The sequence below is a fragment of the Vibrio sp. SG41-7 genome, from assembly GCF_014164465.1.
In the GTDB taxonomy this organism is placed as follows: Bacteria; Pseudomonadota; Gammaproteobacteria; order Enterobacterales; family Vibrionaceae; genus Vibrio; species Vibrio splendidus.
In genome coordinates, this window is sequence record NZ_JACJFF010000011.1 from 21,252 (window position 1) to 45,850 (window position 24,599).

Below are 24,599 nucleotides of genomic sequence, written 5' to 3' on the forward strand. Positions count from 1 at the left end.
GCGTGAAGCGTGGTAATATGATGGCAGTATTCTAATGCACATAATTACCACTCTATGATTTTACCTGTCATCCTAGCTGGCGGCTCTGGAAGCCGCCTCTGGCCACTGTCTCGAGAGCTCTATCCTAAGCAATTTCTGAATATTGCTGGCGAACAGTCGATGCTTCAGCAAACACTTCAACGCCTGCAAGGTATCGACGCACACCTAACGGATAGCAGCTGCGATGCGCCATTCATCATCTGTAATGAAGAGCATCGTTTTATCGCTGCTGAACAAATTCGCTCAGCTAACGTCCTGCACAGTGGCATTCTGTTAGAACCTGTCGGTAGAAATACTGCGCCAGCCATCGCACTTGCAGCCTTGCAAGCTTTGACCAAGTCTCATAACACTAAGGGAGAAGCGGCTGACCCAATCTTATTAGTGCTTGCTGCCGACCATCACATCGCTAAAACCTCTGAATTCCAACAATCGATTAACCGTGGTGTTGATTACGCAAAACAAGGCAAACTGGTGACATTCGGTATAACCCCAAATGCTCCAGAGACTGGCTATGGCTACATCAAACAAGGGCAACCTCTTATCCCTAGCCTACAACTAGAAACCAACACTACAGACCAGCCAACCCATTATGCTTACGACATTGAGTGCTTTGTAGAAAAGCCCGATAAAGCAACCGCAGAAGCATACATTCGCTCAGAACAGTACCTATGGAACAGTGGCATGTTCATGTTCAAGGCATCACGCTATCTTGAAGAACTCGCCGAACACCACCCCGAGATATTAGCGGCTTGTAAACTCGCTCTTGCAAAGCAAAATACCGACCTCGACTTTATCCGTATCGACGCTGAAGCATTCAAAAGCAGCCCAAGCGATTCCATCGATTATGCCGTGATGGAGAAAACCTCGCACGCAGCTGTGATCCCGATGGATGTCGGTTGGAATGATATTGGCTCATGGTCTGCTATCTGGGATGTAAGCGACAAAGATGAGCATAAAAACGTCATTGAAGGTGATGTGTTAACCGTCGACTCTCAACACAACTACATCCATGCTGAAAACAAGCTAGTTGCTACTGTAGGTGTCGATAACCTGATTATTGTCGAGACCAAAGACGCTATATTGGTCGCAGACAAAGACAAGGTTCATGGTGTGAAATCGATTGTTAGTCAACTAAGTCAAGCAGGTAGAACAGAGCATATTCATCATCGTGAGGTATTTAGACCTTGGGGTAAATACGATGTGATTGATTTAGGAAAGCGAGACAAAGTTAAGCGTATCACCGTAAAAGCGGGTCATCAGCTTTCACTTCAGATGCATCATCATAGAGCGGAACATTGGATAGTAGTAGCTGGCACTGCGAAAGTGACCAACGATGAGATAACCTATCTCGTCGAAGAAGATCAATCGACTTACATCCCTTTAGGTCACATCCACTGCCTAGAGAACCCTGGCGAGATACCTCTTGAAATGATTGAAGTTCAAACTGGCAGCCATTTAAGTGAAGACGATATCATTCGATATCAAGACAGCTATGGGCGAGATGTTCGAAGCGAACAAGCTTCGTCGTCTCAGAACAAAAAATCGAAATAGAAGCGGCTTCAATCAAATGAAACCAACATTAGATCTTAGCTGCTTTAAGAACAACGACATTCGCGGCATCATTGGTAGCCAAATCAATGAGCCGTTTGCCTATCTGCTTGGAAAGGCGTTTGGTGAATATCTCCTGCCAGGAAATGCCAAGACCCCAAGTGCATGGCATCCAGTCGTTATTGGTCGAGATAACCGTGAAACGTCTTTGTCATTGCAAGAAGCCATTACTGCAGGCTTAATCGAGTCCGGGATAAACGTCATTGATCTTGGGATGACTGGCACTGAAGAAGTCTACTTTGCGACTCGTCACCTAAAAGCGATTGGCGGAATACAAATCACAGCCAGCCATAACCCAATCAATTACAACGGAATGAAATTGGTCGGTGTAGACGCTAGCCCCATCAGTAAAAACAGTGGTTTAGATGAAATCAAACGACGCATTGAAGAACTTAATCAAAAGCTGAACTGCAATTTACCGTTCGTTCATGCACAACCAAGTAACTCTAGTAGATCAACCAGTGTTCTCGCCCCTTATGTAGGCCATCTACTCTCCTACATAACACCTTCTAAACTTTCACCAATGAAGATTGTGGTTAACGCAGGAAACGGCGTTGCAGGACATGTCATTGATGCTTTAGAGAAGAAATTTAAAGAACTCAGTGCCCCTATCACCTTCATCAAGGTTCACCATACTCCTGACGGAAATTTCCCTAATGGTATTCCCAATCCATTGATTATAGAAAACCAAATAGCGACTCGAAATGCTGTGTTAGAACATTCGGCCGATCTAGGGATTGCGTGGGATGGTGATTTTGACCGCTGCTTTTTCTTTGATGAAAAAGGCAATTATATTGAGGGTTACTATATTGTCGGGTTGCTCGCTGAAGCATTTTTGTTAAAAGAGCCTAACGCCACAGTGTTGCACGATATGCGTATGACATGGAACACGATTGAAGTCGCCAATAAGCTTGGTGGGAAGGCTGTTGCAGTCAAAGCTGGGCATGCGCTCATCAAAGAGAAGATGCGAGAATTAAACGCTGTGTACGGTGGTGAAATGAGTGCGCACCATTATTTCCGTGACTTTGGGTATTGCGATTCAGGAATGATTCCTTGGCTGCTTGTTATCGAACTGATGTCGAAAACTCAACAATCTCTTCATCAATTGACCAATTCGAGTATGGATAGATTTCCCTCTTCAGGAGAGATCAATCGCAGAGTTTCAGACCCAGAACAAGTCATGGCTTATGTGCTGTCGCACTATCAAGTTGATGCCGTTGAGATCGATCACACAGACGGGCTCAGCATGAATATGGGCACATGGCGCTTCAACTTAAGAACGTCCAATACAGAGCCGTTGATACGCCTCAACGTGGAAACCAAGCAAGATAGAACTTTACTGTCACTTAAAGTCGACGAGTTACTGTCTTTTCTCATTTAAGAGTACAAGGCACTTTCCGCTTACAACTAAGAACCACAAAAAAGCCCTTACTAGCGATTGCTAATAAGGGCTTTGAATTTTCAGTCGTTTAGTGACTGGCTATAATGATTAGATTACTTGTTGCGGCGAGCTTCAACAGCGTCTGCCAACTGGCGAAGTACTGTTTCAGTATCTGCCCAACCAATACATGCATCAGTAACAGATTGGCCGTAAGTTGCAGCTTTACCATCAACAAGATCTTGGCGACCTTCAACAAGGTGAGATTCAATCATCACACCAAAGATAGCTTTGTCGCCACCAGAGATTTGAGCACTAACGTCATCAGATACATTCATTTGACGCTTAAACTGCTTAGAGCTATTTGCGTGGCTGAAATCAATCATTACCTTTTGTGGAAGGCCTGACGCAGCTAGTTCTTCTTTGATTTTACCTACATGCTCAGCGCTGTAGTTTGGCTCTTTACCGCCACGTAAAATGATATGACAGTCAGGGTTACCCACTGTTTCAATAATTGCTGAGTGTCCGTACTTAGTTACAGATAAGAAGTGGTGCGAAGCGCTTGCCGAACGAATAGCGTCTGTTGCGATCTTGATGTTGCCATCAGTACCATTCTTAAATCCAACTGGGCAAGATAGGCCAGAAGCCAGTTCACGGTGAACCTGAGATTCTGTCGTACGTGCGCCAATTGCGCCCCAGCTGATTAAGTCAGCAACGTATTGAGGCGTGATCATATCTAGGAATTCACTTGCCGTCGGCATTCCCATATCAGTTAGGTCAAGCAGTAGCTTACGTCCAAGACGAAGACCATCATTTAGCTTGAACGTGTCGTTCATGTACGGGTCATTGATTAGACCTTTCCAACCAACGGTTGTACGTGGCTTTTCAAAGTAAACACGCATTACGATTTCAAGGTTATCGCCAAGTTCGTCGCGCAACACTTTCAAACGCTTGCCGTACTCAAGAGCAGCTTCTGTATCATGAATAGAACATGGGCCAACAATAACAAGCAAGCGGTCGTCGCTTTCTTCTAAAATATTGTGGATCGCTTTGCGGCTTTCAAAGGTTGTAGAAGAAGCAACTTCTGTCGCTGGAAACTTTTCTAAAACAGCAACAGGTGGTAATAACTCTTTTACTTTGTTAATTCTTACATCATCAGTCTGGAACATTGCTTACTTCTTCCTTTTTTCTATCCTTGAGCTGAATGTACGTTGTCTCACGTAACTTTCTTTCAGCACTAATCTTCTTGTTCCTTGTAACTTAACTAGTAAAAACTCTAGTTTCAATCACTAATTGAAAATAAACGCAATTTTTTTTGTGTTTTATATTAGAAACACCCTGTATAGCATTATTTACACGCTATCGATTGCGTAATTTCAAGGAAGACAAGAGCAGCTATTCTTCAAGCTTCAGCATACATGTAGCATTGTGTAGCACTTGAAAACAAAAAAAGCTCACGTGATTAACGCAAGCTCTCTATTCAACTACATTCTTTTCAATGGTTTGACAACGCTATCAAGCCCTTCAATTTTCAGAGCAAGGCACAGTTTTAATAAGTCGCCTAGTTCACCAGAGGGGAACCCTTTTTTATCGAACCACAGCAAATATTCTTCAGGCAAGTCAATCAACGTACGACCAGCGTATTTACCAAATGGCATTTGCATTCTAGCAAGTTTAATCAAGTTCTCTTTCTCTAGCATTACAGGCTCTTTCTAAGCGTCATCGATATTCTGTAGAGTATCACCGAAACGTTCAACCCAATAGTTGATCGCATCTTTGGCATCATCAAGCGAGTCAATCATGGTTGAAAATCTTTATAACTGGTGAATTTAGTTGCGGTTTTAATTGGGCCGCCTGCACAACCAAACAAGAAAATGCTGGTTGCAACAAGCAAAAAGACTTTTAAAGGTTTCATGACGCACTTAGTTAAAATTAAGGAATTTAATTGAGTAAGTCATACCTTATATGAAAAGTTTGTAGAAAAGGGGAGTTAAAACTCAGAGCTAGCTTTAAAATTAATCATGCTGAACGGTGTGTGCATACTCTACGATTACCTGATTTCCTTCGATATAAGCATTTTGGATCTCACCATCAACGCTCATTCTACTTTTCAGGTAGACCACTTTTGGCCCTGACTCATTACCTTCTTTAAGAGAAGGAAACACATTCCTAGGCTCTAAATGAAGTAAACGACAAAAGTGACTAACGAAAGACATCGTTAATGGCGTCTCGCCTCTTAGCACTCTAGAGAAATCAAGCTGGTTCATTCCAAGCTTTTTTGAAAACTCCATCTGCGTAATACGCATTCTCGATTTTTGTGACATCCACGTTTGATATAACGCGTCTCTATCTAGTTCTGTGAATTCCATACCGACTCCTTTATATAATTCATACCAATCAATTGTCCGGCTTTTCATACATAGCATGTCAGGGTTTGGTTAGTGGAAACCAAAGGTTTGGTTTTGATATGCGCGCAATTGTTGTGCAGAACAAAACATCACAATCGAAAAACATTCACAAAAGCGATTAGAGTAAATACTTTCTTCATTTATATCAATAATTTATACGTTAGCGAACTAAACATATAGCAAGTTAATTTGTATTAAGAATTAAAAGTTCGAGATTGGCATTCCACATTTCAATCTATTGATTCGCATTTATAAAACTGGTTGGCTACATTTCGCTTGCTCAAACGCACTTCTGGCAAACTATTTGAAAGAATAGGACGCAAAGCCACCGGTCTGTCGACAATTATTCTGTCTATGATAGCGGGGCCGCCACTTAATAGGATTTAAGTGTCAATGCATGCTGGAGTGTTCTCTTTTTTGTCGGCCAAATACAGTAAGGACAAATAATGAAACAACTCCCAAAAAAATCGCTCATCGCACTATCGCTACTTAGCGTAAGTGGAGCAAGCTTCGGTCACGGTTATGTTTCGGCATACAATAATGGCGTTGCTGAGAGTCGTGTCGCCCTATGTAAGTTCCCAGCGAGTGATACACAACAAAAAAACACCAACTGTGGTGGTATCCAATATGAGCCACAAAGTGTGGAAGGCCCTGAAGGCTTCCCTGAAGTCGGCCCTGCAGATGGAAAAATCGCCAGCGCGCAATCATCTTTAGCGGCAGCGCTTGACGAGCAGACAGCCGATCGCTGGGTTAAACGCCCGATCAAGTCTGGTTCTCAATACTTCGAGTGGACGTTCACAGCTAATCACAAGACTCGCGACTGGAAATACTACATTACTCAACCCGACTGGAACCCAAACCAACCTTTGGCGCGCAGTTCTTTCAACTTAACGCCATTCTGTGTTGTTGAAGGCAATATGGAACAGCCACCAATGCAAGTAAGCCACTTGTGTAATGTGCCAGAACGCGAAGGTTATCAAGTGATCCTTGCGGTATGGGATGTAGGTGACACTGCTGCGGCTTTCTACAACGTTATCGATGTGAAGTTTGATGGCGACGGCCCTATCATCCCGGATTGGGATCAAGGCGGTCAAATCAACCCAACACAAGACCTGAATGTTGGTGATGCTGTTTATACTCGCGTATTCGACCAATCCGGTGAGAACGCTTCATACAGCACTGAGCTTGTGATTGAAAGTACTGAGCAAGGCAAAGCCAATAACTGGTCTTACGCTCTTTCTTCTAAAATCAATCAAGAGCAGACGCAAATCAAAGCAGGCCAATTGAACGACCAAGGTGATTTCGCCCCCGTTTACGGCACTAACCCTGTTTATCTAAAAGCAGGCTCTGGCTTTAACAGTGTAGAAATCGGCTACAAGATTGATACTCCAGAACCAGAGCATGAGCTAGAAGTAACAGGCTTAGAGTCAGAGTACATTATTGATGAAAACCAACCGACACAGCTTGATCTTACTCTTGCAGCAACAGGCGATATTCAAGCTGAATTGACTGTGTACAACCATCACCGTGAAGCACTTGCATCTCAGAAGTCTGAGTTAACAGACGGACAAGTTGAAGGTGTTCAATTGACTCTTTCTAAGTCTGAAGCTGGCCACCACATGCTTGTGGTTGTGACGAAAGATGACCAAGGTAACTTAGTGGATCAGAACACGCTTGATTTCCACCTAATGGACGAGCAAACACCGCCACCAGCAGGCGACTACGACTTCGTGTTCCCAGAAAGCATTGAGTCTTACACAGCAGGAACAAAGGTTCTAAGCAGCGATGGTGGCGTTTATCAGTGTAAAGAGTTCCCATACTCTGGCTACTGTGTTCAATGGGCTCCAACAGCAACTCAGTACGAACCAGGTGTCGGTTCACACTGGCAAAGTGCTTGGAACAAAGTGGACTAAGTACTCGCTAGATACTTACTTTGTATTGGGTGAGTTTTAGTCATCAACCAAACAAAAACGGATGCCCAAAGCATCCGTTTTCTTGTTCATTAAAAGTAGAAACGCCAGTTGTCAAAGTAGATAGTGGTCTGCCAACAGAGCAACAAACAAGATCATGAGATGATAGATGGAGAACTTAAAGGTCTTCATCGCCATATTAGGCTCATCACGATACTTAAGTACCCAAGCGTGATAAACAAACCCGCCGTTTAACACCAATGAAGCGCTTAGATATATCCAACTACTCATGCCGACCAACACCGGCAATATACATACGATACTTAGCAGCAAGGTATAGAGCAGAATCGATGTTTTGGTGTAAGCAATACCATGGGTCACAGGCAGCATGGGGATATTCACTTTGGCATACTCATCACGACGATGAATTGCCAACGCCCAGAAGTGCGGAGGCGTCCAAATAAAGATGATCATCACCAACAACCAAGCATTTGAGTGCAGTTCATTGGTAACCGCCGTCCAGCCCAATAGCGGAGGCATTGCACCAGCGATCCCTGCGATCACAATGTTTTGCGGCGTTGCTCGCTTCAAGTACATAGTATAAATTACCGCATAGCCCAATAAGCTTGCAAAAGTTAACCACGCAGTCAGTTGATTGACCCACACCACTAACGTGACAAACCCAAGTAACCCAATACCCGCAGCAAAGCTGAATACACGCACACTACTCAGTTCACCGGATGGTAAAGGACGTCGATTTGTTCGAGTCATCTGGCCGTCGATCTTTTTATCGATCAAATGGTTAAACGCAGCGGCTGAACCCGCCATGAGCCCTATCCCAATCATCCCGAACACAGTTTGCTGAAAAGGTAATCCATTAGACACAGCCAAACACATTCCAACCAATGCCGTCAGCAACATCAAAGCCACCACTTTAGGCTTGGTCAGCGTTAAATAAATTTTCCAAGTGGCTTTGTTTTTTATAGCAATTTCGTTACTTAAAGCTATGTCATTGTTGGCTGCTATCTTATGAGTTAAGGCTGCGTCTTGAGCCACCACTTCATACTGTGTTGACGTTCTACTGACCATGATTACCTCCTTGTAATACACTGCTTTTCACCAAGCTCTGACTCGGTTTGTGTTGCCACACGACAAAATTGGTTACAACCATGCTGATGAGCAACATCGCTGCGACTAGGTTATGCAAAACCGCAACTGAGATTGGCAGATGAAACCATACATTACTGATCCCAAGGCTGATTTGAGTAAACAACACTATTGCGACAATGACGCTCAGCTTTTGGTGAGGCACTTGACCAAAGTTCCATAGCTGGTACACGACCATCAGCACCGTTAATGTCGCCACAATAGCCCCGAACCTGTGCATGACATGTATGGTAAGCCTCGCGGGATACTCCAACACGCCAAACTCATAGTTATCGTGTCCATGTTGAGCAAAATCGAACGCATTTTTGAAATCGAGATAGCTCATCCAGTTACCTTCACAAATAGGCAATTGGGTACACACCAAAGCGGCATAATTAGACGATGTCCATCCACCTAGTAATATCTGACCAACCACAACGATTAACCCAAACAATGCCCAAGCTTTAAGAGGAGAATGGGAAACAGACTCACCAAAGTGATGTTGGACATTAGACAGACGACAGTAGAGCAAACACAACAGTGACAGCAACGTGAAGCCCCCCATCAAATGCGCCATAACCACAACGGGCATCAACTTGAGAGTCACCGTCCACATTCCAAGCAAAGCCTGAAATATCACGGTTGCAGAGATAAGTAACGGAAGACCAGCAGTTGTTATATTCTTTTTAATACACCAAGCAACAACGACAAAGATAAGCAGCCCTAATGTTCCTGCAAAGTAGCGATGGATCATCTCTATCCAAGCTTTGTCTGCTTCGAGAGCTCGTTCTGGAAATTGTAGATTGGCTTGATTAACTGCTTGGGTATTCGAGGGAACGGTAATCTTTCCATAGCACCCAGGCCAGTCAGGACAGCCAAGGCCAGCATCAGACAAACGGGTATAAGCGCCGAGCACAATCACGGTAAGGGTTAACAAGATAGTTAATCTCATCATGTGCATGAGTAAATCAGGGGCTTTATTCTGCATCATTTATCTCCCTATACTTATTCCCTTTTCGCTAACAACACTCAGCATTAACGCAATCTGCTAAAGCTCATCAACTCAAGCTTATCAACTTAAGCTGATTAACTACCCAACTAGTGACAGCTTAAGCAGCTTTCTTAGATCATGAATCATGCCTTTAGATTGGCTGACTAGCTGCGAAGGATCAGAAACACTTTTGTATTCCATAACCAATTGCCCGAGTGGGTCAATGATGACAATGGAAGCGGGTGCAAACTCAGTACTTAATTGATCACCACCAGCTAAAAACGACAAATCAGGCTTGTTGAGCGAACCCGACAACGAGTTACCTTCTGAGACGAAAACAACGGCGGTCACTCGCTCTTTGTTTTTCCCTAACGCTAAGTAGCTTTGATTCAAATAATGGAGTTGTTGTTCACACAAGCTTTCGCACTCCATCGGTGCGATATAACCCACAACCCACCCCTCTCCTGCCATGGGTACCGTTACGCCGAAATCCGCTAGTGTAATTCTTGGTTCTACCAATTCGCCTGAGTTAGTGACACCTGATGTATACCAATTCTGATCCAACACTGTTTTGGCGATAATCGCAGGCAAAGCGAAAATTAAAACGAGTCCGATTAATACCAAACGTCCCTTAGTACGACGGCTTCTAAGCTCAGCCATGTTTGCCTCGGTACTTTCCCTGTTCACTTGTGCTTGAGACTTATCCATCGTTGTTCTCCGTGATAGGTGTCGTTTTTAGGTACCGATAGCCAATTAACAACATCAAAAACAAAAGTACCGCTGCCATTACAAACCATTGAAATGAGTAACCGAAGTGCTTCTCAGATTTCATTGCCGTCGGTCGCCATAACAACTCATAAGGCCACGATTCTAAGCTTTGCGGTTGGAAGACAAAGGGTAAAACGGCTTGTCCTGTGTACTCTGATAACGCTGTTATGTTGATGTTTTGAATTCTTTTAGGCGTTGTGTTTTCTAAACCCAGCTCATGACTTAGAGGATTCACTGAACGAGTGTACAAACGCCCTGACATATTGGTTGATAATGTTATGTTTCCTAGTTGTGGAAGCTCTCTTCTGTCATTACTTGCCGCAACGAACCCCAGATCGATCAATAACTGATTTTCGGCCACTAATGACTCGTTTTCATCTTTAAAGCGAACCTCACCCAACATGTAAATCACATACCCCACCGCTCCTTGGTTAACCTGATTGTCTAACAAGACCACTAAACCACTTGGTGTTTCCAATTCCACATCAACCTTCAAACCATTTAAAGACAGCTGTTCAGATGCACCTTGCGCTTGTATACGCGAGTCCTTCCATTCAGAGATAACCGTGTCCAATGACCTAGGCGATTGCTGCGCTCTTTCTGATAGCTGTTGTTCATAACGCAATTTCTCGTTACCACGCTCTAACTGCCACAAACCCAACTTGATTAAAATGCCGACTGAAACCACAGTTAAAACAACCGCTATCCAAAAACCTTTACTGCGGAACTTGTGTTCATCATCAATCAATCCGTTTGGAGTTATCACTATGGCGTTATCTACCTTTGTGTTGTTGTTTAAAATTGTATTGGTCGCTTTGCTGTTTTTTATCGCTTTCAATTTGATGAAAGGTCTAATCCAAATCGCCTCAGGTAAGCAAAATGGCAAAAGACTGAGTCACTTCTTGGGTCGTCGAGTCATGTGGTCAGCCGTTGTCGTGCTACTGTTGTTACTGGCTTTAGGTTCAGGAGTGATAACTCCCAACCCTCGCCCTTATTAATCCCCTATAGGCTCAACCGCTAAAGCACATAAACAAACACAAACAGCCCTAACCAAACCACATCAACAAAGTGCCAATACCAACTGCCCGCTTGGAACGCAAAGTGGTCTTTCGGAGTGAAGTGGTCTTTCGCAACTCTCGCCAGTAACACAATCAAAAAAATCGTTCCCAAACAGACATGCAAACCATGGAATCCGGTCAATAAGAAGAAGGTATTGCCATAGATACCGGATTGAAGTGTCAGTCCCATCTCTTGATAAGCATGAAGGTACTCTTCAACTTGGAAGAACAGGAAGAAGCCAGCCAGAACAATGGTTATCTCTAGCCACACGATCAAAGCCATACGCTTGTTTTGTTCAAGACTGATATGTGCCATGTGCAGCGTCACAGAGGAAAGCAGCAGGATAATGGTGTTCTTAAGCGGGATACCTTGCCAAGGCATGGCTTGTGTCGTTACGCCATCAGGGGTAGTCGTTAACGGCCACATTGATTGGAACATCGGCCACAACACTTCATGGGTCATTTCATTATTGCCCGCCCCACCAATCCAAGGCACAGAAATCATACGAGCATAGAAAAGCGCGCCAAAGAAAGCGCCGAAGAACATGATCTCAGAGAAGATGAACCAACTCATGCCTTGCCTAAAGGAGCGGGATATTTGCTCAGAATAAACGCCACTTAATGATTCCGTGATCACATTACTAAACCATCCTGTGAGCATGTAAAGCAACACACAAAATCCGACTAACAGAACTGCTTTTCCAAACACGCCGCCAGCAGCGTCGGTGCCCATATTTTGCACCGTCAAACCAGCGCCAACCGCGACCAAAAACAGCGCGACGGCACCCACTAATGGCCAGTGACTTTGATGTGGAACGAAATAAACTTCCTTTTTAGAACTCATCGCTCAACTCCTTATGTTGATACTGGTTCTGTAATTTCTTAATTACTTGCGAGGACATTAGGCTCAGGTTCGTTTACTCCCCCAACCACCTCACTCGTGATATTGAATAACGTATAAGAGAGCGTAAGCGTATGTATCGATTCTGGAATATCGGGCTCGATGTAAAATATCAACCCCATTTCAGCGGTCTTGTATCCGTCCAATGGCTGCTGATTAAAACAAAAGCATTCCATCTTATTGAAGTAAGTTGCCCCCATACCTGGAGAAACCGATGGTACGGCTTGACCAACCAACGAGGTACCAGAAAGGTTTTTGGCAATGTAGTTAGTTTGAACCACCTCACCAGGATGAACTTCTAACACTCGAACCTCAGGCGAAAACTGCCATGGCATATCTGGCTTGATGTGGGACATGAATTCAACGCGGACCGTACGAGAGTAGTCTGGCTGCATTCCCTGAGGTTGAACTGCGGAAACGGTATTGGTTTTACCATTGATCCCTAAAGCCTCACACATCACATCGTAGAGCGGCACCAAAGCGAAACCGAAGCCAAACATCGCAACCACGCTTAACACCAAGTAGCCCGTCAGCGTTTTGGTCGATCGCTTATTAGACAGGCGCTTTGGTTGCTTTTTATCTTGATTGGGATCGCTTTGCTTATCACTCATAGCTCATCCCTCTAATCCACTTTAGGTGGATGAGTAAAGGTGTGGTGAGGCGCAGGGCTTGGTACTGTCCACTCAAGTCCTTCAGCTCTGTCCCAAGGCTTGCTTGGTGCAGGCTCTCCGCCTCTTACGCACTTGATAGCCAGCCATAAGAAGATCAGCTGAGACAACCCAAAGGCAAAACCTCCAATCGACACCACTTGGTTAACATCAGCAAACTGAATGGCGTAATCTGGAATACGACGCGGCATACCCGCTAACCCCAAAAAGTGCATTGGGAAGAACAGCACATTGACAGAAATTACCGACGTCCAGAAATGCCACAGACTGAGCTTGTGATCGTACATATGCCCTGTCCACTTAGGCAGCCAGTAATAGGCGGCGGCCATAATTGAGAACACGGCACCTGTTACCAGAACATAGTGGAAATGAGCCACAACAAAGTAGGTATCGTGGTATTGGAAATCAGCAGGCACTATTGCCAACATCAATCCAGATAAACCACCAATCGTAAACAGAACAATGAAGGCAATCGCAAACAGCATTGGCGTCTCAAAGGTCAAAGCACCCCGCCACATGGTTGCCACCCAGTTGAAGACTTTCACACCGGTCGGCACAGCGATCAACATGGTGCAATACATGAAGAACAATTCGGCAAATACTGGCATACCCGTGGTGAACATGTGGTGCGCCCAAACCAAGAATGACAGCAATGCGATACTACAGGTCGCGTACACCATAGAGTGGTAGCCAAACAGACGCTTACCACTGAATGCAGGGATGATCGCCGAGACAATACCAAAAGACGGCAAAATCATGATGTACACTTCTGGGTGCCCAAAGAACCAGAATATGTGCTGGAACATCACCGGGTCCCCACCACCAGCGGCATCAAAGAAGCTAGTGCCAAAGTACTTGTCAGTCAGTACCATGGTCACCGCACCCGCGAGAACGGGCATCACGGCTATTAGCAAGAAAGCGGTAATTAACCAAGTCCATACGAACATCGGTAGCTTGAACCAAGTCATGCCCGGCGCACGCATGTTCACTATGGTTACGATCACGTTAATCGCCCCCATGATCGAACTGATCCCCATAATATGAACTGAGAATACGAATAGCGCGGTACTGTCTGGACCATAAGTTGTCGAGAGTGGCGCGTAGAAGGTCCAACCAAAACTTGGGCCGCCTCCCTCAGTAAACAAAGATCCGATCAAGATTAGAAACGCAAAAGGCAAGATCCAGAAACTGAGGTTGTTCATTCTCGGCAACGCCATATCTGGAGCTCCGATCATCATCGGGATCATCCAGTTAGCCAAGCCCGTAAATGCTGGCATCACGGCACCGAATACCATGATTAAACCATGGACTGTAGTCATCTGATTGAAGAAATCTGGCTCAACAAGTTGTAACCCGGGTTGGAATAGCTCAACACGGATCACCATTGCCATGGCACCACCCGTTAAGAACATCGCAAAACTGAACCACAGATAAAGTGTACCGATGTCTTTATGATTGGTTGAGTAAAGCCAACGCGCCCAGCCTTTAGGTGCCGCATGTGAATCGTGATCGTCAACAGGCAAATCATCATTGCCCAGCGTACCTTCCGCAGAATGGATCAGAACTTGGTCTTCTGCAGGAGCCGATTTCACCGGCTTATTGATTGGTGAACTCATAACTGCTCCTTAGCATCATTTTGTGCTTCATCCGTTGAGCCCTGTTCATCAGGTGCTTGAGCTCCGCCTTCTTGCTTGGCCTTATAAGCGTTCACATCTGAAGCCTGAACAATATCGCCGGTGTCATTACCCCAAGCATTTCGTTGATAAGTCACTACCGCTGCGATCTCTTTCTCGGTTAACTGATTATCGAATGCTTGCATCGCCGTTCCGCCACGACCATAAACAATGGTGTCGATATGAACATCGACATCACCAAGGGCAATAGGACTTCCTTTGATGGCAGGGAATGCTCCGGGAATGCCTTCACCGTTTGCTTGGTGACAAACCGCACATCGAGTTTTGTAAACCTCTTCACCGATGGTATTCAACTCTTCCAAAGAAAGTGACGCATCTAATGCATCTTTCGCGGCTTGTTGTTCGGCTATCGCCAACTCTTTCTGTTCTGCTAGCCATGCGTCAAAATCGTCTTCTTCCATGGCATGCACCACTATCGGCATGAAACCATGAGCGCGGCCACACAACTCTGCACACTGCCCTCGGTAGACACCGGGCTCATCTATCTTTGTCCAAGCCTCATTAATAAAACCCGGAATGGTATCTTTCTTAACGGCGAATGCTGGCACCCACCATGAGTGAATCACATCGTCGGAAGTCATCAAGAAACGGACTTTACGGTCAACAGGCAGTACAAGCGGCTTATCAACTTCTAGCAGGTAATGCGCGCCTTTCACTTCAATTCCTTCAATCTCTTTATCACTGGTCGCTAGAAGGCTGAAAAATTCGACGTCTTCACCAAAATAGCTGTAATGCCATTTCCATTGTGAACCAGTGATTTTAACGGTCAGATCTGATTGGGAGGTGTCTTCCATCGCTATCAAAGTTTTGGTGGCGGGTATCGCCATAGCGATGAGGATAATAATAGGGATGATGGTCCAAAGAATTTCGACTTTCGTGCTTTCGTGAAAATGGGCAGCAACTGCGCCCTTCGATTTCCTGTGCCTCAAAATCGAATAGAACATCACTCCAAAAACAACAAAGGCAATCGCACAGCAGATGTAGAAGATCAGCATATGAAGTTCGTATACCTTACCGCTGATCTCAGTGACACCTTGAGTCATATTGTATTCAGTGCTGGCATGCACCAAAGGCGATACCAAAACCATAACAAAACTTTTCAAAAGCCACCCTAGCCTAACCAGTAATCTTTTCAAAAGATCTCTCCTTATCCTTCCTAATTGGATACTTGCGACCTAAATGTCGTTGCGAGCTCTATTTCGTTGCGAGCTATGTTTCATTACGAGCTATATGTCATTGCGATCTGAACAACATTCATTGTTATTCCAGCTGCACATGAAAGGCTGAATCTCAATCTACCACTCACATGGAACTAGCCAGTAAACGGCCTGCTGACCTCATCTCAACCTAAGATATAATACGGCTCATAAGCGTTGGAAGTTTCCATGAAAGATTCAAAAACGGCGAATTTGTTAAATTTTGTTATATTTATGTAAAAGGCTAGTTAGTGATATCCAATTGTTCAAGGTAAGTTTACTTATTAAACAGTCAATTATTGAGAGTGGCTTAATCCACGCGCCCTCGCCGTTATAAATTATTTTATATTGAGTTTTACGATTGCTTTCATGGAAATGATAATCAATATCACTTAAATTAAATCAACAGTAAGTCATACCGACATTAAAAGGTTTAGTGATTATGCAAGATGCAATGAACTGGTTAGCGAGAGACCCAGACCCAAGAACTCGTGAAGAGCTTCAACACCTCATTGATGAGGGAATGCACGACGAACTAGAAGACCGCTTTACTCAACGATTAGAATTCGGAACCGCAGGGTTAAGAGGCAAAGTAGGATGCGGTCCAAACAGAATGAACCGCTTGGTGATACAAGAAACGGCAACAGGCCTTGGCCATTACTTGATTGAACATGTCGCCAATGCCTCGATTCGTGGCGTCGTTGTGGGTTATGACGGGCGTTTAGATTCAAAGCAATTCGCAATTGATACGGCTTCTGTGCTTACCGCTTTGGGCATTAAGGTGTACCTAACCTCCGATGTCGCTGCAACACCTATCGTTGCTTTTGGTATTGAGCATTTCAATGCGGCTGCCGCTGTTGTTGTTACGGCGAGCCACAACCCGCCGGAATACAATGGGTTCAAAGTATACTGGGAGAATGGCGCTCAAATCATTCCCCCTCACGATGCAGGTATTGCCGGCGAAGTCGATGTCGCTTCAACCAAGCCAATCCCATTAATGAGCCTAAGTGACGCTGAAACACAAGATAAGTTAGTGTGGTTAACTGAAGGTTATTACCAGACGTACCGCGCTGCGATCAATCAGAGCCCATACGTGAGTAAAGAGATCGAATCGGCGAATACCACCATCACCTACACGGCAATGCATGGGGTGGGAGCAAAAATGGCGGAAGATCTTCTTCACGATGCTGGATTCCACAAAGTCTTCTGTGTGGCCGAACAAAGAGAGCCTGATGGCAACTTCCCAACCGTGAACTTCCCGAATCCAGAAGAAAAAGGGGCAATGGATCTCGTGGTTAACTTAGCAAAAAGTGTTGATGCCGACATTGCTTGCGCCAATGATCCAGATGCAGACCGATTTGCCGTAGCGGTTAGAACTGACAATACAGCTAGAACTGATGATGCTTCCTATAAAATGCTAACGGGCGATCAAGTCGGCGTGCTATTCGCTCATTATTTACTCTCAAAGCCGCATACCAAAAACCAGTTAGTTGGTAACAGTATCGTATCTTCAACTCTGCTTGAAAAAGTGGCTCAGTCCCATGGTGCGACTTACTTCCAAACGCTGACGGGCTTTAAATGGCTGGCAAATATTGGCATGCAATTGGAAGATGAGCAGAACGAATTCTTGTTCGCCTATGAAGAAGCGTTAGGCTACACAATCGGCACTCAGGTACGAGACAAAGATGGGCTATCGGCAATTGTCGTGTTTGCTCAATTAGTTGAGGAGTTGAAATCTCAAGGTCGAACGGTTTGGGATCTTCTCGCTCAAATTTCATTTGAACATGGTGTTCATACGAACGCGCAGCGAAGCATTGCTCTTGACCCAGATTCACCATCGATTGGTTCTAAACTCAGAGCGGCACAACCTAAAGCAATAAACGGTGTTGCTATCTCTGTGATTGAAGATCTTCAGTCTTCTTTACGCTTCGTCATTGGTGGCAATACTGAAGCGATTAACCTGCCTTCAAGTGATGTTCTCATCTATCACCTAGAAGATGGCACACGCATTATCGTCCGACCTTCAGGCACAGAACCAAAAGTGAAAGTCTATTATGAGACGGTGACAAAGTTCGAAGGAACAGAAACCTATGAAGACACTCGCCTGCGCGGTGAAGAAGACATGAGTAAGCTGATTGAACAGCATCAACAAGAGTTGAACTCATAGCAGTTAACATGTTCAGCATGTAACGGTTAAATATAAAAAATGGACGCTCGAAGCGTCCATTTTTGTCTCAGCGGCTAACCGCAAGAAGATGTCTGGTTTGATTCGTCTACGAAGTAAAGAAAGAGGACAACATCCAGATAGCCAACACGATGAAGACTCCGCCCATGACTTTCTGTTGATAGGTACGAAACTTAGCATTCTCTACGAGAGACTTACCAATCGTACCCACTAAAGCCACCAGCAAAAAGTTGAACGTTAAACCGAGAACATTCAACAATAAACCCAGAACGAGCATCTGCTCACCAGAAGTCGCTTCAATATTCGTCGACACAAACTGTGGTAAGAACATCACAAAGAAAACCAACGCTTTAGGGTTAAGCAGGTTACTAATCAATGCTCGTTGATAGTAGGCTTTTGCAGCAAAGTTGTCGCTTAACTCAGGCGCATTGCCCTGCTCTGTTCGAAGACAATCCCACCCCATTTTTAATAAGTAGGTACCGCCTAACAGATGAAGGGCTTTTAAAGCCGCTGGACTCATCGCAATCAATGCTGAAACACCCATTGCTGCCAATACTGTCAGGATAATTCCAGAAGTCGCGTTACCCAAACTAGCAAACACACCAACCTTGCGTCCATAGCTCATACTTGAGCTCGCTATGAGTAACATATCAGGGCCAGGCAAAAGGAGAAGTGCAACAACGGCAGTCAGGTAAACAGGTAGGATGGCTAAGTCGATCATGGGTTTCAGTATTGATAAAAACGGAGGCGGATTTTATATCAATTACCAACACCCTTCCAGATGCAATTAGTTGTAAGATAGTAAAATATTCGAATTAAATACCACCAATGAACAATAAAGCAAATTTATTAACCAAATAGAAAAGACTACTTAACTTGCTACCCACTCGATCTCAATCAATGTCGTTTCACCACACTTTAGACGGCCAAGGAAGATATCACCTCGATGGACCTCACCAACACCTTTTGGGGTACCTGTCATTACAACATCGCCATCAAGCAAAGTCGTGTAAGAAGAGAGCTCTTCTAGGATAGTTTGTGGAGAATACAGCATCTGTTCAACGTGACCCTTTTGAACACGGACACAGTTAATAAATAATTCTAGGTTTAAGTCAGAGAGATCAAAATTATCAACGGGAACAAAGCGACTAAAGACAGCGGAACCATCAAAGGCTTTGGCACGCTCCCAAGGTAAACCTTTGGCTTTTAAACTGCTTTGCAACTCACGCTTAGTAAGGTCTAAGCCGAATCCCACAGCAGAGTATTCACCTTTTTCAACAATAAAACAGATTTCTGCTTCGTAGTGCAGCGCTTCTTGATGAAAAGAAGACAGAGAGGAAGTAACGCTGGTGCTTGGCTTATTGAAAACCACCATAGAGTCAGGGATCGCATTGTTAAGTTCTTCAATGTGATCGACATAGTTACGCCCAACACACAGTACTTTTGTTGGGGTTGCTGTTCGTTTCGAATTCATCAATTGTTTCTGATCTACAACGCTGCTCATAGTTTATCCCTGAACTATTTTTTAGAGAGCAGAGTTTAGCGCATCATAAAATGAGAGTCTTCGACAAGATGATTACCGATCTCTAAATTCTGATCTTGAGCTCAATTAAATGATTTAAATACTTTTATCCGAAGATCGCGACATATATGAACTGATGACAAGAGCCATAACTACGTAGATCATAGTTACGTAGACAAAATGAATAGCAGAAGAAACATGAAGGAAAAGCTAAAACAGGTGCGTATAGAACGAAAGAAGCCCTCTCAAACCAAAAGGCTTGAGAGGGCTTAGCATGGTGTCTAGGACAGTATCCTAAAAGGTAAACTTAAGGAGTAAACACTATGCTAAATAAGTCTGCGACTTATAGGTAGTAACGACCACCGATAGTCCACTTGTCATCAGTATTACGACCGTTGTCGTCGTTTAGGTCGAACTGGTAACCAGCGTAACCAACAAACTTAGGAGTGAAGTTGTACTCAGTTTGAAGAGCTAGCTCTTCACGAGCTGTTTCTTTTGACTCGCCTGTAGCTACACGACCTTCAACCATCTCGTAGTTGATGATGAAGTTTAGGCTGTTGTCTAGTGCGTATGCAGCCAATAGCTCGTATGCGTCACTTTCAGCTAGAAGGCCAGACGCAGTGATCTTATCAGTGCCTACTGTTTCAGATGCTGATGTAGAGTTCATGAACTCGTTAGAAGCGTATACACCTGCTAGGTAAAGACCTTTACCATAAGAGCCGTATGCAGCAGAGAATACGTGAGATGATGCAGTTTCCGTCTCACCCATCATCTTGATGTCACCAGTGTTGTAACCGTAGCCAAGTTTAGCACCCATGATCTCGTAACCTAGAGTTACTTGAGTACGATCCTTAACTTCAGTGTTTAAACCGTATGTGTAAGATTCATCAGTAATGCCTGTAGCATCTGATTCTGTTACTGAGTAGATATCAGAAACAGTTTGAGTACCCTGCCAACCTAGACCAATAGTAACTTTACCAGCTTCACCTAGTTCAAAACCGTTGCGGTAAGAAACCATTTTGTCTGCACGACCAGTACCAAGAGCACCGTGGTTGTCGTAGATAAAGTCATTCGCGAACGCGATTGGCATATCCGCAACACCGGCTACATCGTAGTAAGGAGCCCATGAGTACCCACTACTGCGCGACCAAAGTCATCGTGAGTAAGACCGACGTAACCTAGACGAGTTGTAAACGTCTCTTCACCACCTTCAAGGTAGTTAAGTGCCCATTCGCCTTTAGCGTCAGCAGTAAAACCGTTACTCAGTTCTTGAGTCGCGTTAAAGTTGATACGTGGTGAGTTAGCACCTACATCTGTATCGCCGTTCTCAGAACCATTTAGGTTTACTGATACGTGACCACCAACAGAGAATGTTGTGCCGTCTTCGTTGTAAAGTTCTACAGCAACTGCCTGTGTACCAAATACTGCACCAGAAATTGCTAGCGCTAAAAGTTTCTTATTCATTGTCATATCCATTATGTAACTGGGTGAGTTATTCACTAACAACCTCGTACTTACGGAGAAGTTGTTACCTGCATTTAACAAGTAGGCAAACACTAATATACGAATGACAAAAAAGTTGCATTAAAATATATAAAATAAAAATAATCGTACTATAAAAAACAAAAAATCAATTTAAAACAACAATATAAATAGACACTCACTGGTGATCTTTTTTATCTTTTGAGACAAAAGCTTCGGCTATTTTTGATTTTATAGTCAACAAATAAGCATTAAAAATCAAATCGCGAAATCACTCATCAGACCATCGAGAGATACACCCTCGACATTGAAACATTTTGTAACATGATGAAGTGGGTTGAAATATTTAGCTTTGTGAAACAATTCTCGATTTAAGCTAGAAAAAATCGCTCAATTAAAATTTCACTAGAGAAAACAAAAAAAAGAGCAACCAATCAGCGACTGGTTGCCCTTCATAACTCATCATTGGACTCTTATTTGAAGCAAACCTCAGCCCAACGAGCTAAACCTGAGGTTACTGAACCAAAGTAGTTACCGCTCACGATCGGTACGTTCGGCAATGCTTGTTGTACGGCTTCACGAAGTATAGGTGAACGAGCTGAACCACCCGTCATGTAAATTACGTCTGGCTTTTTCTGGCCTTGTTGCATGGCTTCTTTAACCAACTCAATCATCTTAGACTTTGGCGATTCAATAGCTTCCACCATCTGCTCAACGGAAATGTCCACTTCGACCAATTCAGAAGCAACATTAATCGCGGCTCGATATTGAGAAGATTCTGCTAGTGCAATCTTGGCTTCTTCCGCTCTGCGTACAATGCTATAGCCTAGAGTGTCATGATAAACCCTCATCAAACGCTCTAGCTTTTGAGGATCTGAAGCTTCTTTACGAAGTAACTTCAAGGTCGCTAGGTTTTCACGAGAATAGAAGTTCTTTTGAGCTTCGACATTATTGATTGCAATTGGATTCCAGAATTGAGTCAGCGGCATATCGATACCCGAAATGCCTTTGCTGCCCATACCGAAAGGTGACATCAGTTGCTTGAAGGCAAGGTAGATATCAAGGTCATTACCCCCAACCCTTTGCCCGCTGTGAGCTAACAAGCTCTGGGTTCGGTCCGCTTTACCCGACCAAGTTGGCCCCATTTCTAACAATGAGCAATCGGTGGTACCACCGCCAATATCCACAACCAATACCGTTTGGTTTTCAGTCAGGGTACTTTCGTAATCAAGGCCTGCGGCTACTGGTTCAAATTGAAAAGCGATATCAAGGAAGCCTGCACGCTTAGCTGCGCGTGAGAGTATGTCTTCAGCTTGTCGGTTTGCTTCTTCACCACCTCGACCGTGGAAGTTAATTGGTCGACCGATAACAGCTTGTTTGATCTGCTCTTGAGTGGAGAGTTCTGCTTGGTGTTTAATATTTGCCATCATGGCGCACACTAAATCTTCGAAGAAACTCACCTGAACATCATGCAACCCGCTTGCGCCAAGAAAAGACTTAGGGGATTTTACGTAATAAACATCACGAGGGTCTTCTAAGTAAAGGTCCAACGCCGCCTGACCAAACGCCATATCTTCTGGCACCAAATCGATACTCTCTTCTCGATTCAAAGCTATAGCACGTCGTAACACTTGCTCACCAACCGCATCACTCGGTTTGATATTCAAATGACGAAATAGATGTTCGGAAACACTCTCACGAGTAGGCGCAAACACGGTTGAGGGAATATAGTGGTTGTTACCTTCTAGCGGTAACAGGCTTGGTTTTCCATCAACCATTGCCGCGACAGAACAGTTCGCTGTTCCATAATCAAATCCAATAAACATAATATCCCCCACTCAACAAAAGGGGCGAGATGCTACATGAAAAGCCTAAAAATTACGAGGTCATTTCTAAATTTAACTGAGTGATTTCTTAGCCTAACGGCTCTTAATAGGCAAACAAATATGCTACATTTCAGCCCAAATGAATCACAGGTTAGATAAATGAAAACACCTTGCCGAGCGGCTTGTAAAAATAATGGCGGAATGTGCAGTGGCTGCTTTCGAACAATGGATGAAATTATAGGTTGGAAAGGCTTATCTGAAGAAGAGCAAACTTCGGTTATGGATAATCTTACTGGTGTTAGTTCGACTCACCAATGTCCGCAGTGTAACGAGCCAGCTCAATGCGATATCAGTGCGGGTAAAGAGACGTGTTGGTGTTTTGAACTAGAAAAGCGTGATACTAGCGATATTCCAAAAGCTGGAGTATGTCTGTGCCGTAAATGCTTGTCTGAACTGCCTATTCAGTAGGTTACCTGTTCAGTAGTTTAGAACCTGTTAAGTAGCTTAGAACCTATTCCGCAGGTTACGTACCGGTTCAACATAGACAAAAAAGCGAGAGATTGCTTCTCGCTTCAAAAATACTGAGATTTATTTGGTTAGTGCCTACTTCGTTTTTGCAACCAGCGCAGGCTGAGAAAACTGTATACCGTTCCAACCATGAACCATGAAGTTACGAATATTTCGATGGTCCGTGTTCTCTGGAAAACCTAGCACGTCGTTACGATAAAATTGACCAAAACAAGCAAGTGTTTGCTCCGCTGATAAACCTTGCTCTAAACCAAAAGCAAAAATCTTACACGAACCATTATTCTGCCCTGCAGTATTCACCACTTCACCATTGCGAAATTCACTCTCCGCAAAAACATAGTGAGCTTCGATCACTTGCATTGTATCTTCAAATTGCACGCTTTCTGGGGTTTCAGCCAGAGTATTTAATAAGGTTTCCAGTTCCATTTACTATTTCTCCATCAATTATATATCTGTCATCAGTGTATCTTGTTTTACGACAAGAGTAAGCCGTTGTTTACTTGGGACAACGATTCACTTTTTGAACAAATACTGCAAATTACCTCAATGAAACTAATGACATAGTTTTATCAGGACGTTATATTATTTTATCAGACGATTAACATTGTTTAGTAACGAATATGCATAAAGATAAAAACTTAGAACTGTTTAGATACCTCAAACCCGGTACAAAAACAGCAGGTGTATTAGAATTTGGCCCAGACGACTCGATCCAGATCACTACACTCTATATCGGACACAAAGAAGAACAATACCTTATCCTTGAGCTGTCACAAAAAGCGACAGAAGCACTGACACTCAGAAAACTCATCAACGTGGATATTATTGTTCGTGCCATCACCGACACCGAACTTGGACACATTGTCGCGTTTAAAACCAACGTACTGGCTCATATCACCTCGCCAGCACACCTTATTTTCCTTCGTCCGCCTTCAAGCTTTGCGACCAAGCCTATCCGTGAACACGAAAGATATAAGGTACGACTCAGCTGTGAAGTTACCTTTGATACTTTGTCATTAGATGCCACTCTGGTCGATTTTTCAGTCTCAGGCTGTGGCGTCTATATTACCCAGCAATCCGATATCGATGTCGGTTGGAAGATACAAGTAAACTCTGTCTTAAGTGAGTACTTAGATAGCGAACAGGTCTACAACGTAGTGAGCAAAAAAAGACAAGGCCAAGGTTGGCTATTAGGCATTCAGTTCCCTGAACACCTAGATATGAGTGACGAGTTAAAAACGCTGCTGTTGGAGCAAGCCTTTGTTGCCGGCTTTGTATAAATGCGTCTTCA

22 protein-coding genes, 1 pseudogene and 1 riboswitch are annotated in these 24,599 nt (G+C 44.0%); of the genes and pseudogenes, 7 read left to right on the top strand and 16 right to left on the bottom strand.

Annotation, left to right across the window (positions count from 1 at the left end):
• Positions 1–54 precede the first annotated feature (54 nt).
• Together H5300_RS04715 and H5300_RS04720 are read left to right on the top strand one after the other, a co-directional pair.
• The gene (locus tag H5300_RS04715) at positions 55–1,590 is read left to right on the top strand and encodes a mannose-1-phosphate guanylyltransferase/mannose-6-phosphate isomerase (RefSeq protein ID WP_104215836.1); all 1,536 of its coding nucleotides are present in this window, start codon (positions 55–57) and stop codon (positions 1,588–1,590) included.
• A 16-nt stretch (positions 1,591–1,606) separates the two neighbouring features.
• Positions 1,607–3,028, top strand: a complete 1,422-nt coding sequence (locus tag H5300_RS04720) for a phosphomannomutase CpsG (RefSeq protein ID WP_182795536.1) — start codon at positions 1,607–1,609, stop codon at positions 3,026–3,028.
• A gap of 113 nt (positions 3,029–3,141) precedes the next feature.
• Here H5300_RS04720 and aroG read toward each other — a convergent pair whose 3' ends face one another.
• The 3 genes from aroG to H5300_RS04735 form a co-directional block, all read right to left on the bottom strand.
• Positions 3,142–4,194 carry a 3-deoxy-7-phosphoheptulonate synthase AroG gene (gene aroG, locus H5300_RS04725; RefSeq protein WP_004730106.1) on the bottom strand — a complete coding sequence of 351 codons (1,053 nt, stop codon included), beginning with the start codon at positions 4,192–4,194 and terminating at the stop codon, positions 3,142–3,144.
• A gap of 315 nt (positions 4,195–4,509) precedes the next feature.
• Positions 4,510–4,725: a DUF3820 family protein gene (locus tag H5300_RS04730; protein WP_004730103.1), complete on the bottom strand. Its 216-nt coding sequence runs from the start codon at positions 4,723–4,725 to the stop codon at positions 4,510–4,512.
• A gap of 315 nt (positions 4,726–5,040) precedes the next feature.
• Positions 5,041–5,394: a hypothetical protein gene (locus H5300_RS04735; protein WP_017066796.1), complete on the bottom strand. Its 354-nt coding sequence runs from the start codon at positions 5,392–5,394 to the stop codon at positions 5,041–5,043.
• Positions 5,395–5,717: 323 nt separating this feature from the next.
• Positions 5,718–5,807: riboswitch (cyclic di-GMP riboswitch) on the top strand.
• Positions 5,808–5,879: 72 nt separating this feature from the next.
• Here H5300_RS04735 and gbpA point away from each other — a divergent pair.
• Positions 5,880–7,346: an N-acetylglucosamine-binding protein GbpA gene (gene gbpA, locus H5300_RS04740; protein WP_182795537.1), complete on the top strand. Its 1,467-nt coding sequence runs from the start codon at positions 5,880–5,882 to the stop codon at positions 7,344–7,346.
• Between the two features lie 111 nt (positions 7,347–7,457).
• Here gbpA and cyoE read toward each other — a convergent pair whose 3' ends face one another.
• From cyoE to H5300_RS04760, 4 genes are all read right to left on the bottom strand, one after another.
• Positions 7,458–8,432, bottom strand: coding sequence for a heme o synthase (cyoE, locus tag H5300_RS04745; protein WP_182795538.1), 975 nt, complete (start codon positions 8,430–8,432; stop codon positions 7,458–7,460).
• Positions 8,422–9,477, bottom strand: coding sequence for a heme A synthase (locus H5300_RS04750; protein WP_017082467.1), 1,056 nt, complete (start codon positions 9,475–9,477; stop codon positions 8,422–8,424). The genes cyoE and H5300_RS04750 overlap by 11 nt, the downstream gene beginning before the upstream one ends.
• Before the next feature lie 102 nt (positions 9,478–9,579).
• Positions 9,580–10,188 (bottom strand): hypothetical protein, encoded by a 609-nt coding sequence (locus H5300_RS04755; protein ID WP_182795539.1) that lies wholly within the window; start codon positions 10,186–10,188, stop codon positions 9,580–9,582.
• Positions 10,181–11,014: an SURF1 family protein gene (locus H5300_RS04760; protein WP_065605747.1), complete on the bottom strand. Its 834-nt coding sequence runs from the start codon at positions 11,012–11,014 to the stop codon at positions 10,181–10,183. The genes H5300_RS04755 and H5300_RS04760 overlap by 8 nt, the downstream gene beginning before the upstream one ends.
• Position 11,015: 1 nt before the next feature.
• Between H5300_RS04760 and H5300_RS04765 the strand changes: the two genes are divergently transcribed.
• Positions 11,016–11,246 carry a DUF2909 family protein gene (locus H5300_RS04765; RefSeq protein WP_065605744.1) on the top strand — a complete coding sequence of 77 codons (231 nt, stop codon included), beginning with the start codon at positions 11,016–11,018 and terminating at the stop codon, positions 11,244–11,246.
• 19 nt (positions 11,247–11,265) lie between these two features.
• On the opposite strand, the gene H5300_RS04770 is transcribed toward H5300_RS04765, so the two are convergent.
• From H5300_RS04770 to coxB, 4 genes are read right to left on the bottom strand one after another with little or no spacing between them, the layout of a single operon-like run.
• The gene (locus H5300_RS04770) at positions 11,266–12,150 is read right to left on the bottom strand and encodes a cytochrome c oxidase subunit 3 (RefSeq protein WP_182795540.1); all 885 of its coding nucleotides are present in this window, start codon (positions 12,148–12,150) and stop codon (positions 11,266–11,268) included.
• A 38-nt stretch (positions 12,151–12,188) separates the two neighbouring features.
• Positions 12,189–12,818: a cytochrome c oxidase assembly protein gene (locus H5300_RS04775; protein WP_108087005.1), complete on the bottom strand. Its 630-nt coding sequence runs from the start codon at positions 12,816–12,818 to the stop codon at positions 12,189–12,191.
• Between the two features lie 11 nt (positions 12,819–12,829).
• Positions 12,830–14,491: a cytochrome c oxidase subunit I gene (ctaD, locus tag H5300_RS04780; RefSeq protein WP_182795541.1), complete on the bottom strand. Its 1,662-nt coding sequence runs from the start codon at positions 14,489–14,491 to the stop codon at positions 12,830–12,832.
• A complete protein-coding gene (gene coxB, locus H5300_RS04785; protein ID WP_017082471.1) occupies positions 14,488–15,705 on the bottom strand; it encodes a cytochrome c oxidase subunit II in 1,218 nt (405 codons plus the stop codon). The genes ctaD and coxB overlap by 4 nt, the downstream gene beginning before the upstream one ends.
• 502 nt (positions 15,706–16,207) lie before the next feature.
• Between coxB and H5300_RS04790 the strand changes: the two genes are divergently transcribed.
• The gene (locus tag H5300_RS04790) at positions 16,208–17,932 is read left to right on the top strand and encodes a phospho-sugar mutase (protein WP_182795542.1); all 1,725 of its coding nucleotides are present in this window, start codon (positions 16,208–16,210) and stop codon (positions 17,930–17,932) included.
• Between the two features lie 106 nt (positions 17,933–18,038).
• On the opposite strand, the gene H5300_RS04795 is transcribed toward H5300_RS04790, so the two are convergent.
• The 4 genes and pseudogenes from H5300_RS04795 to yegD form a co-directional block, all read right to left on the bottom strand.
• Positions 18,039–18,671: a LysE family translocator gene (locus H5300_RS04795; protein ID WP_017079642.1), complete on the bottom strand. Its 633-nt coding sequence runs from the start codon at positions 18,669–18,671 to the stop codon at positions 18,039–18,041.
• Between the two features lie 150 nt (positions 18,672–18,821).
• Positions 18,822–19,454 (bottom strand): fumarylacetoacetate hydrolase family protein, encoded by a 633-nt coding sequence (locus tag H5300_RS04800; protein WP_004730071.1) that lies wholly within the window; start codon positions 19,452–19,454, stop codon positions 18,822–18,824.
• Positions 19,455–19,815: 361 nt separating this feature from the next.
• Positions 19,816–20,936, bottom strand: a pseudogene (locus H5300_RS04805) (porin).
• 491 nt (positions 20,937–21,427) lie between these two features.
• Positions 21,428–22,780 carry a molecular chaperone gene (gene yegD, locus H5300_RS04810; RefSeq protein WP_182795543.1) on the bottom strand — a complete coding sequence of 451 codons (1,353 nt, stop codon included), beginning with the start codon at positions 22,778–22,780 and terminating at the stop codon, positions 21,428–21,430.
• 159 nt (positions 22,781–22,939) lie between these two features.
• On the opposite strand from yegD, the gene H5300_RS04815 reads away from it, so the two are divergent.
• A complete protein-coding gene (locus H5300_RS04815) occupies positions 22,940–23,248 on the top strand; it encodes a DUF1289 domain-containing protein (protein WP_017079638.1) in 309 nt (102 codons plus the stop codon).
• A gap of 135 nt (positions 23,249–23,383) precedes the next feature.
• Here the strand turns inward: H5300_RS04815 and H5300_RS04820 are convergent, their stop codons facing one another.
• Complete coding sequence (locus tag H5300_RS04820; RefSeq protein WP_182795544.1) at positions 23,384–23,734, bottom strand: HopJ type III effector protein; 351 nt, start codon at positions 23,732–23,734, stop codon at positions 23,384–23,386.
• A gap of 194 nt (positions 23,735–23,928) precedes the next feature.
• On the opposite strand from H5300_RS04820, the gene H5300_RS04825 reads away from it, so the two are divergent.
• Entirely contained in the window at positions 23,929–24,588 is a 660-nt protein-coding gene (locus H5300_RS04825; RefSeq protein ID WP_182795545.1) for a PilZ domain-containing protein, read from the top strand.
• Positions 24,589–24,599 lie beyond the last annotated feature (11 nt).

What these genes read in the sequence shown, in the direction of transcription:
- H5300_RS04765 (WP_065605744.1), top strand. Translation starts at nt 11,016, where the DNA reads ATGGCGTTATCTACCTTTGTGTTGTTGTTTAAAATTGTATTGGTCGCT.
- yegD (WP_182795543.1), bottom strand. Translation starts at nt 22,780, where the DNA reads ATGTTTATTGGATTTGATTATGGAACAGCGAACTGTTCTGTCGCGGCA.
- H5300_RS04715 (WP_104215836.1), top strand. Translation starts at nt 55, where the DNA reads ATGATTTTACCTGTCATCCTAGCTGGCGGCTCTGGAAGCCGCCTCTGG.
- H5300_RS04735 (WP_017066796.1), bottom strand. Translation starts at nt 5,394, where the DNA reads ATGGAATTCACAGAACTAGATAGAGACGCGTTATATCAAACGTGGATG.
- cyoE (WP_182795538.1), bottom strand. Translation starts at nt 8,432, where the DNA reads ATGGTCAGTAGAACGTCAACACAGTATGAAGTGGTGGCTCAAGACGCA.
- H5300_RS04795 (WP_017079642.1), bottom strand. Translation starts at nt 18,671, where the DNA reads ATGATCGACTTAGCCATCCTACCTGTTTACCTGACTGCCGTTGTTGCA.
- H5300_RS04755 (WP_182795539.1), bottom strand. Translation starts at nt 10,188, where the DNA reads ATGGATAAGTCTCAAGCACAAGTGAACAGGGAAAGTACCGAGGCAAAC.
- H5300_RS04815 (WP_017079638.1), top strand. Translation starts at nt 22,940, where the DNA reads ATGAAAACACCTTGCCGAGCGGCTTGTAAAAATAATGGCGGAATGTGC.
- H5300_RS04775 (WP_108087005.1), bottom strand. Translation starts at nt 12,818, where the DNA reads ATGAGTGATAAGCAAAGCGATCCCAATCAAGATAAAAAGCAACCAAAG.
- gbpA (WP_182795537.1), top strand. Translation starts at nt 5,880, where the DNA reads ATGAAACAACTCCCAAAAAAATCGCTCATCGCACTATCGCTACTTAGC.
- H5300_RS04800 (WP_004730071.1), bottom strand. Translation starts at nt 19,454, where the DNA reads ATGAGCAGCGTTGTAGATCAGAAACAATTGATGAATTCGAAACGAACA.
- H5300_RS04750 (WP_017082467.1), bottom strand. Translation starts at nt 9,477, where the DNA reads ATGCAGAATAAAGCCCCTGATTTACTCATGCACATGATGAGATTAACT.
- ctaD (WP_182795541.1), bottom strand. Translation starts at nt 14,491, where the DNA reads ATGAGTTCACCAATCAATAAGCCGGTGAAATCGGCTCCTGCAGAAGAC.
- H5300_RS04820 (WP_182795544.1), bottom strand. Translation starts at nt 23,734, where the DNA reads ATGGAACTGGAAACCTTATTAAATACTCTGGCTGAAACCCCAGAAAGC.
- H5300_RS04720 (WP_182795536.1), top strand. Translation starts at nt 1,607, where the DNA reads ATGAAACCAACATTAGATCTTAGCTGCTTTAAGAACAACGACATTCGC.
- H5300_RS04825 (WP_182795545.1), top strand. Translation starts at nt 23,929, where the DNA reads ATGCATAAAGATAAAAACTTAGAACTGTTTAGATACCTCAAACCCGGT.
- aroG (WP_004730106.1), bottom strand. Translation starts at nt 4,194, where the DNA reads ATGTTCCAGACTGATGATGTAAGAATTAACAAAGTAAAAGAGTTATTA.
- H5300_RS04790 (WP_182795542.1), top strand. Translation starts at nt 16,208, where the DNA reads ATGCAAGATGCAATGAACTGGTTAGCGAGAGACCCAGACCCAAGAACT.
- H5300_RS04730 (WP_004730103.1), bottom strand. Translation starts at nt 4,725, where the DNA reads ATGCTAGAGAAAGAGAACTTGATTAAACTTGCTAGAATGCAAATGCCA.
- H5300_RS04770 (WP_182795540.1), bottom strand. Translation starts at nt 12,150, where the DNA reads ATGAGTTCTAAAAAGGAAGTTTATTTCGTTCCACATCAAAGTCACTGG.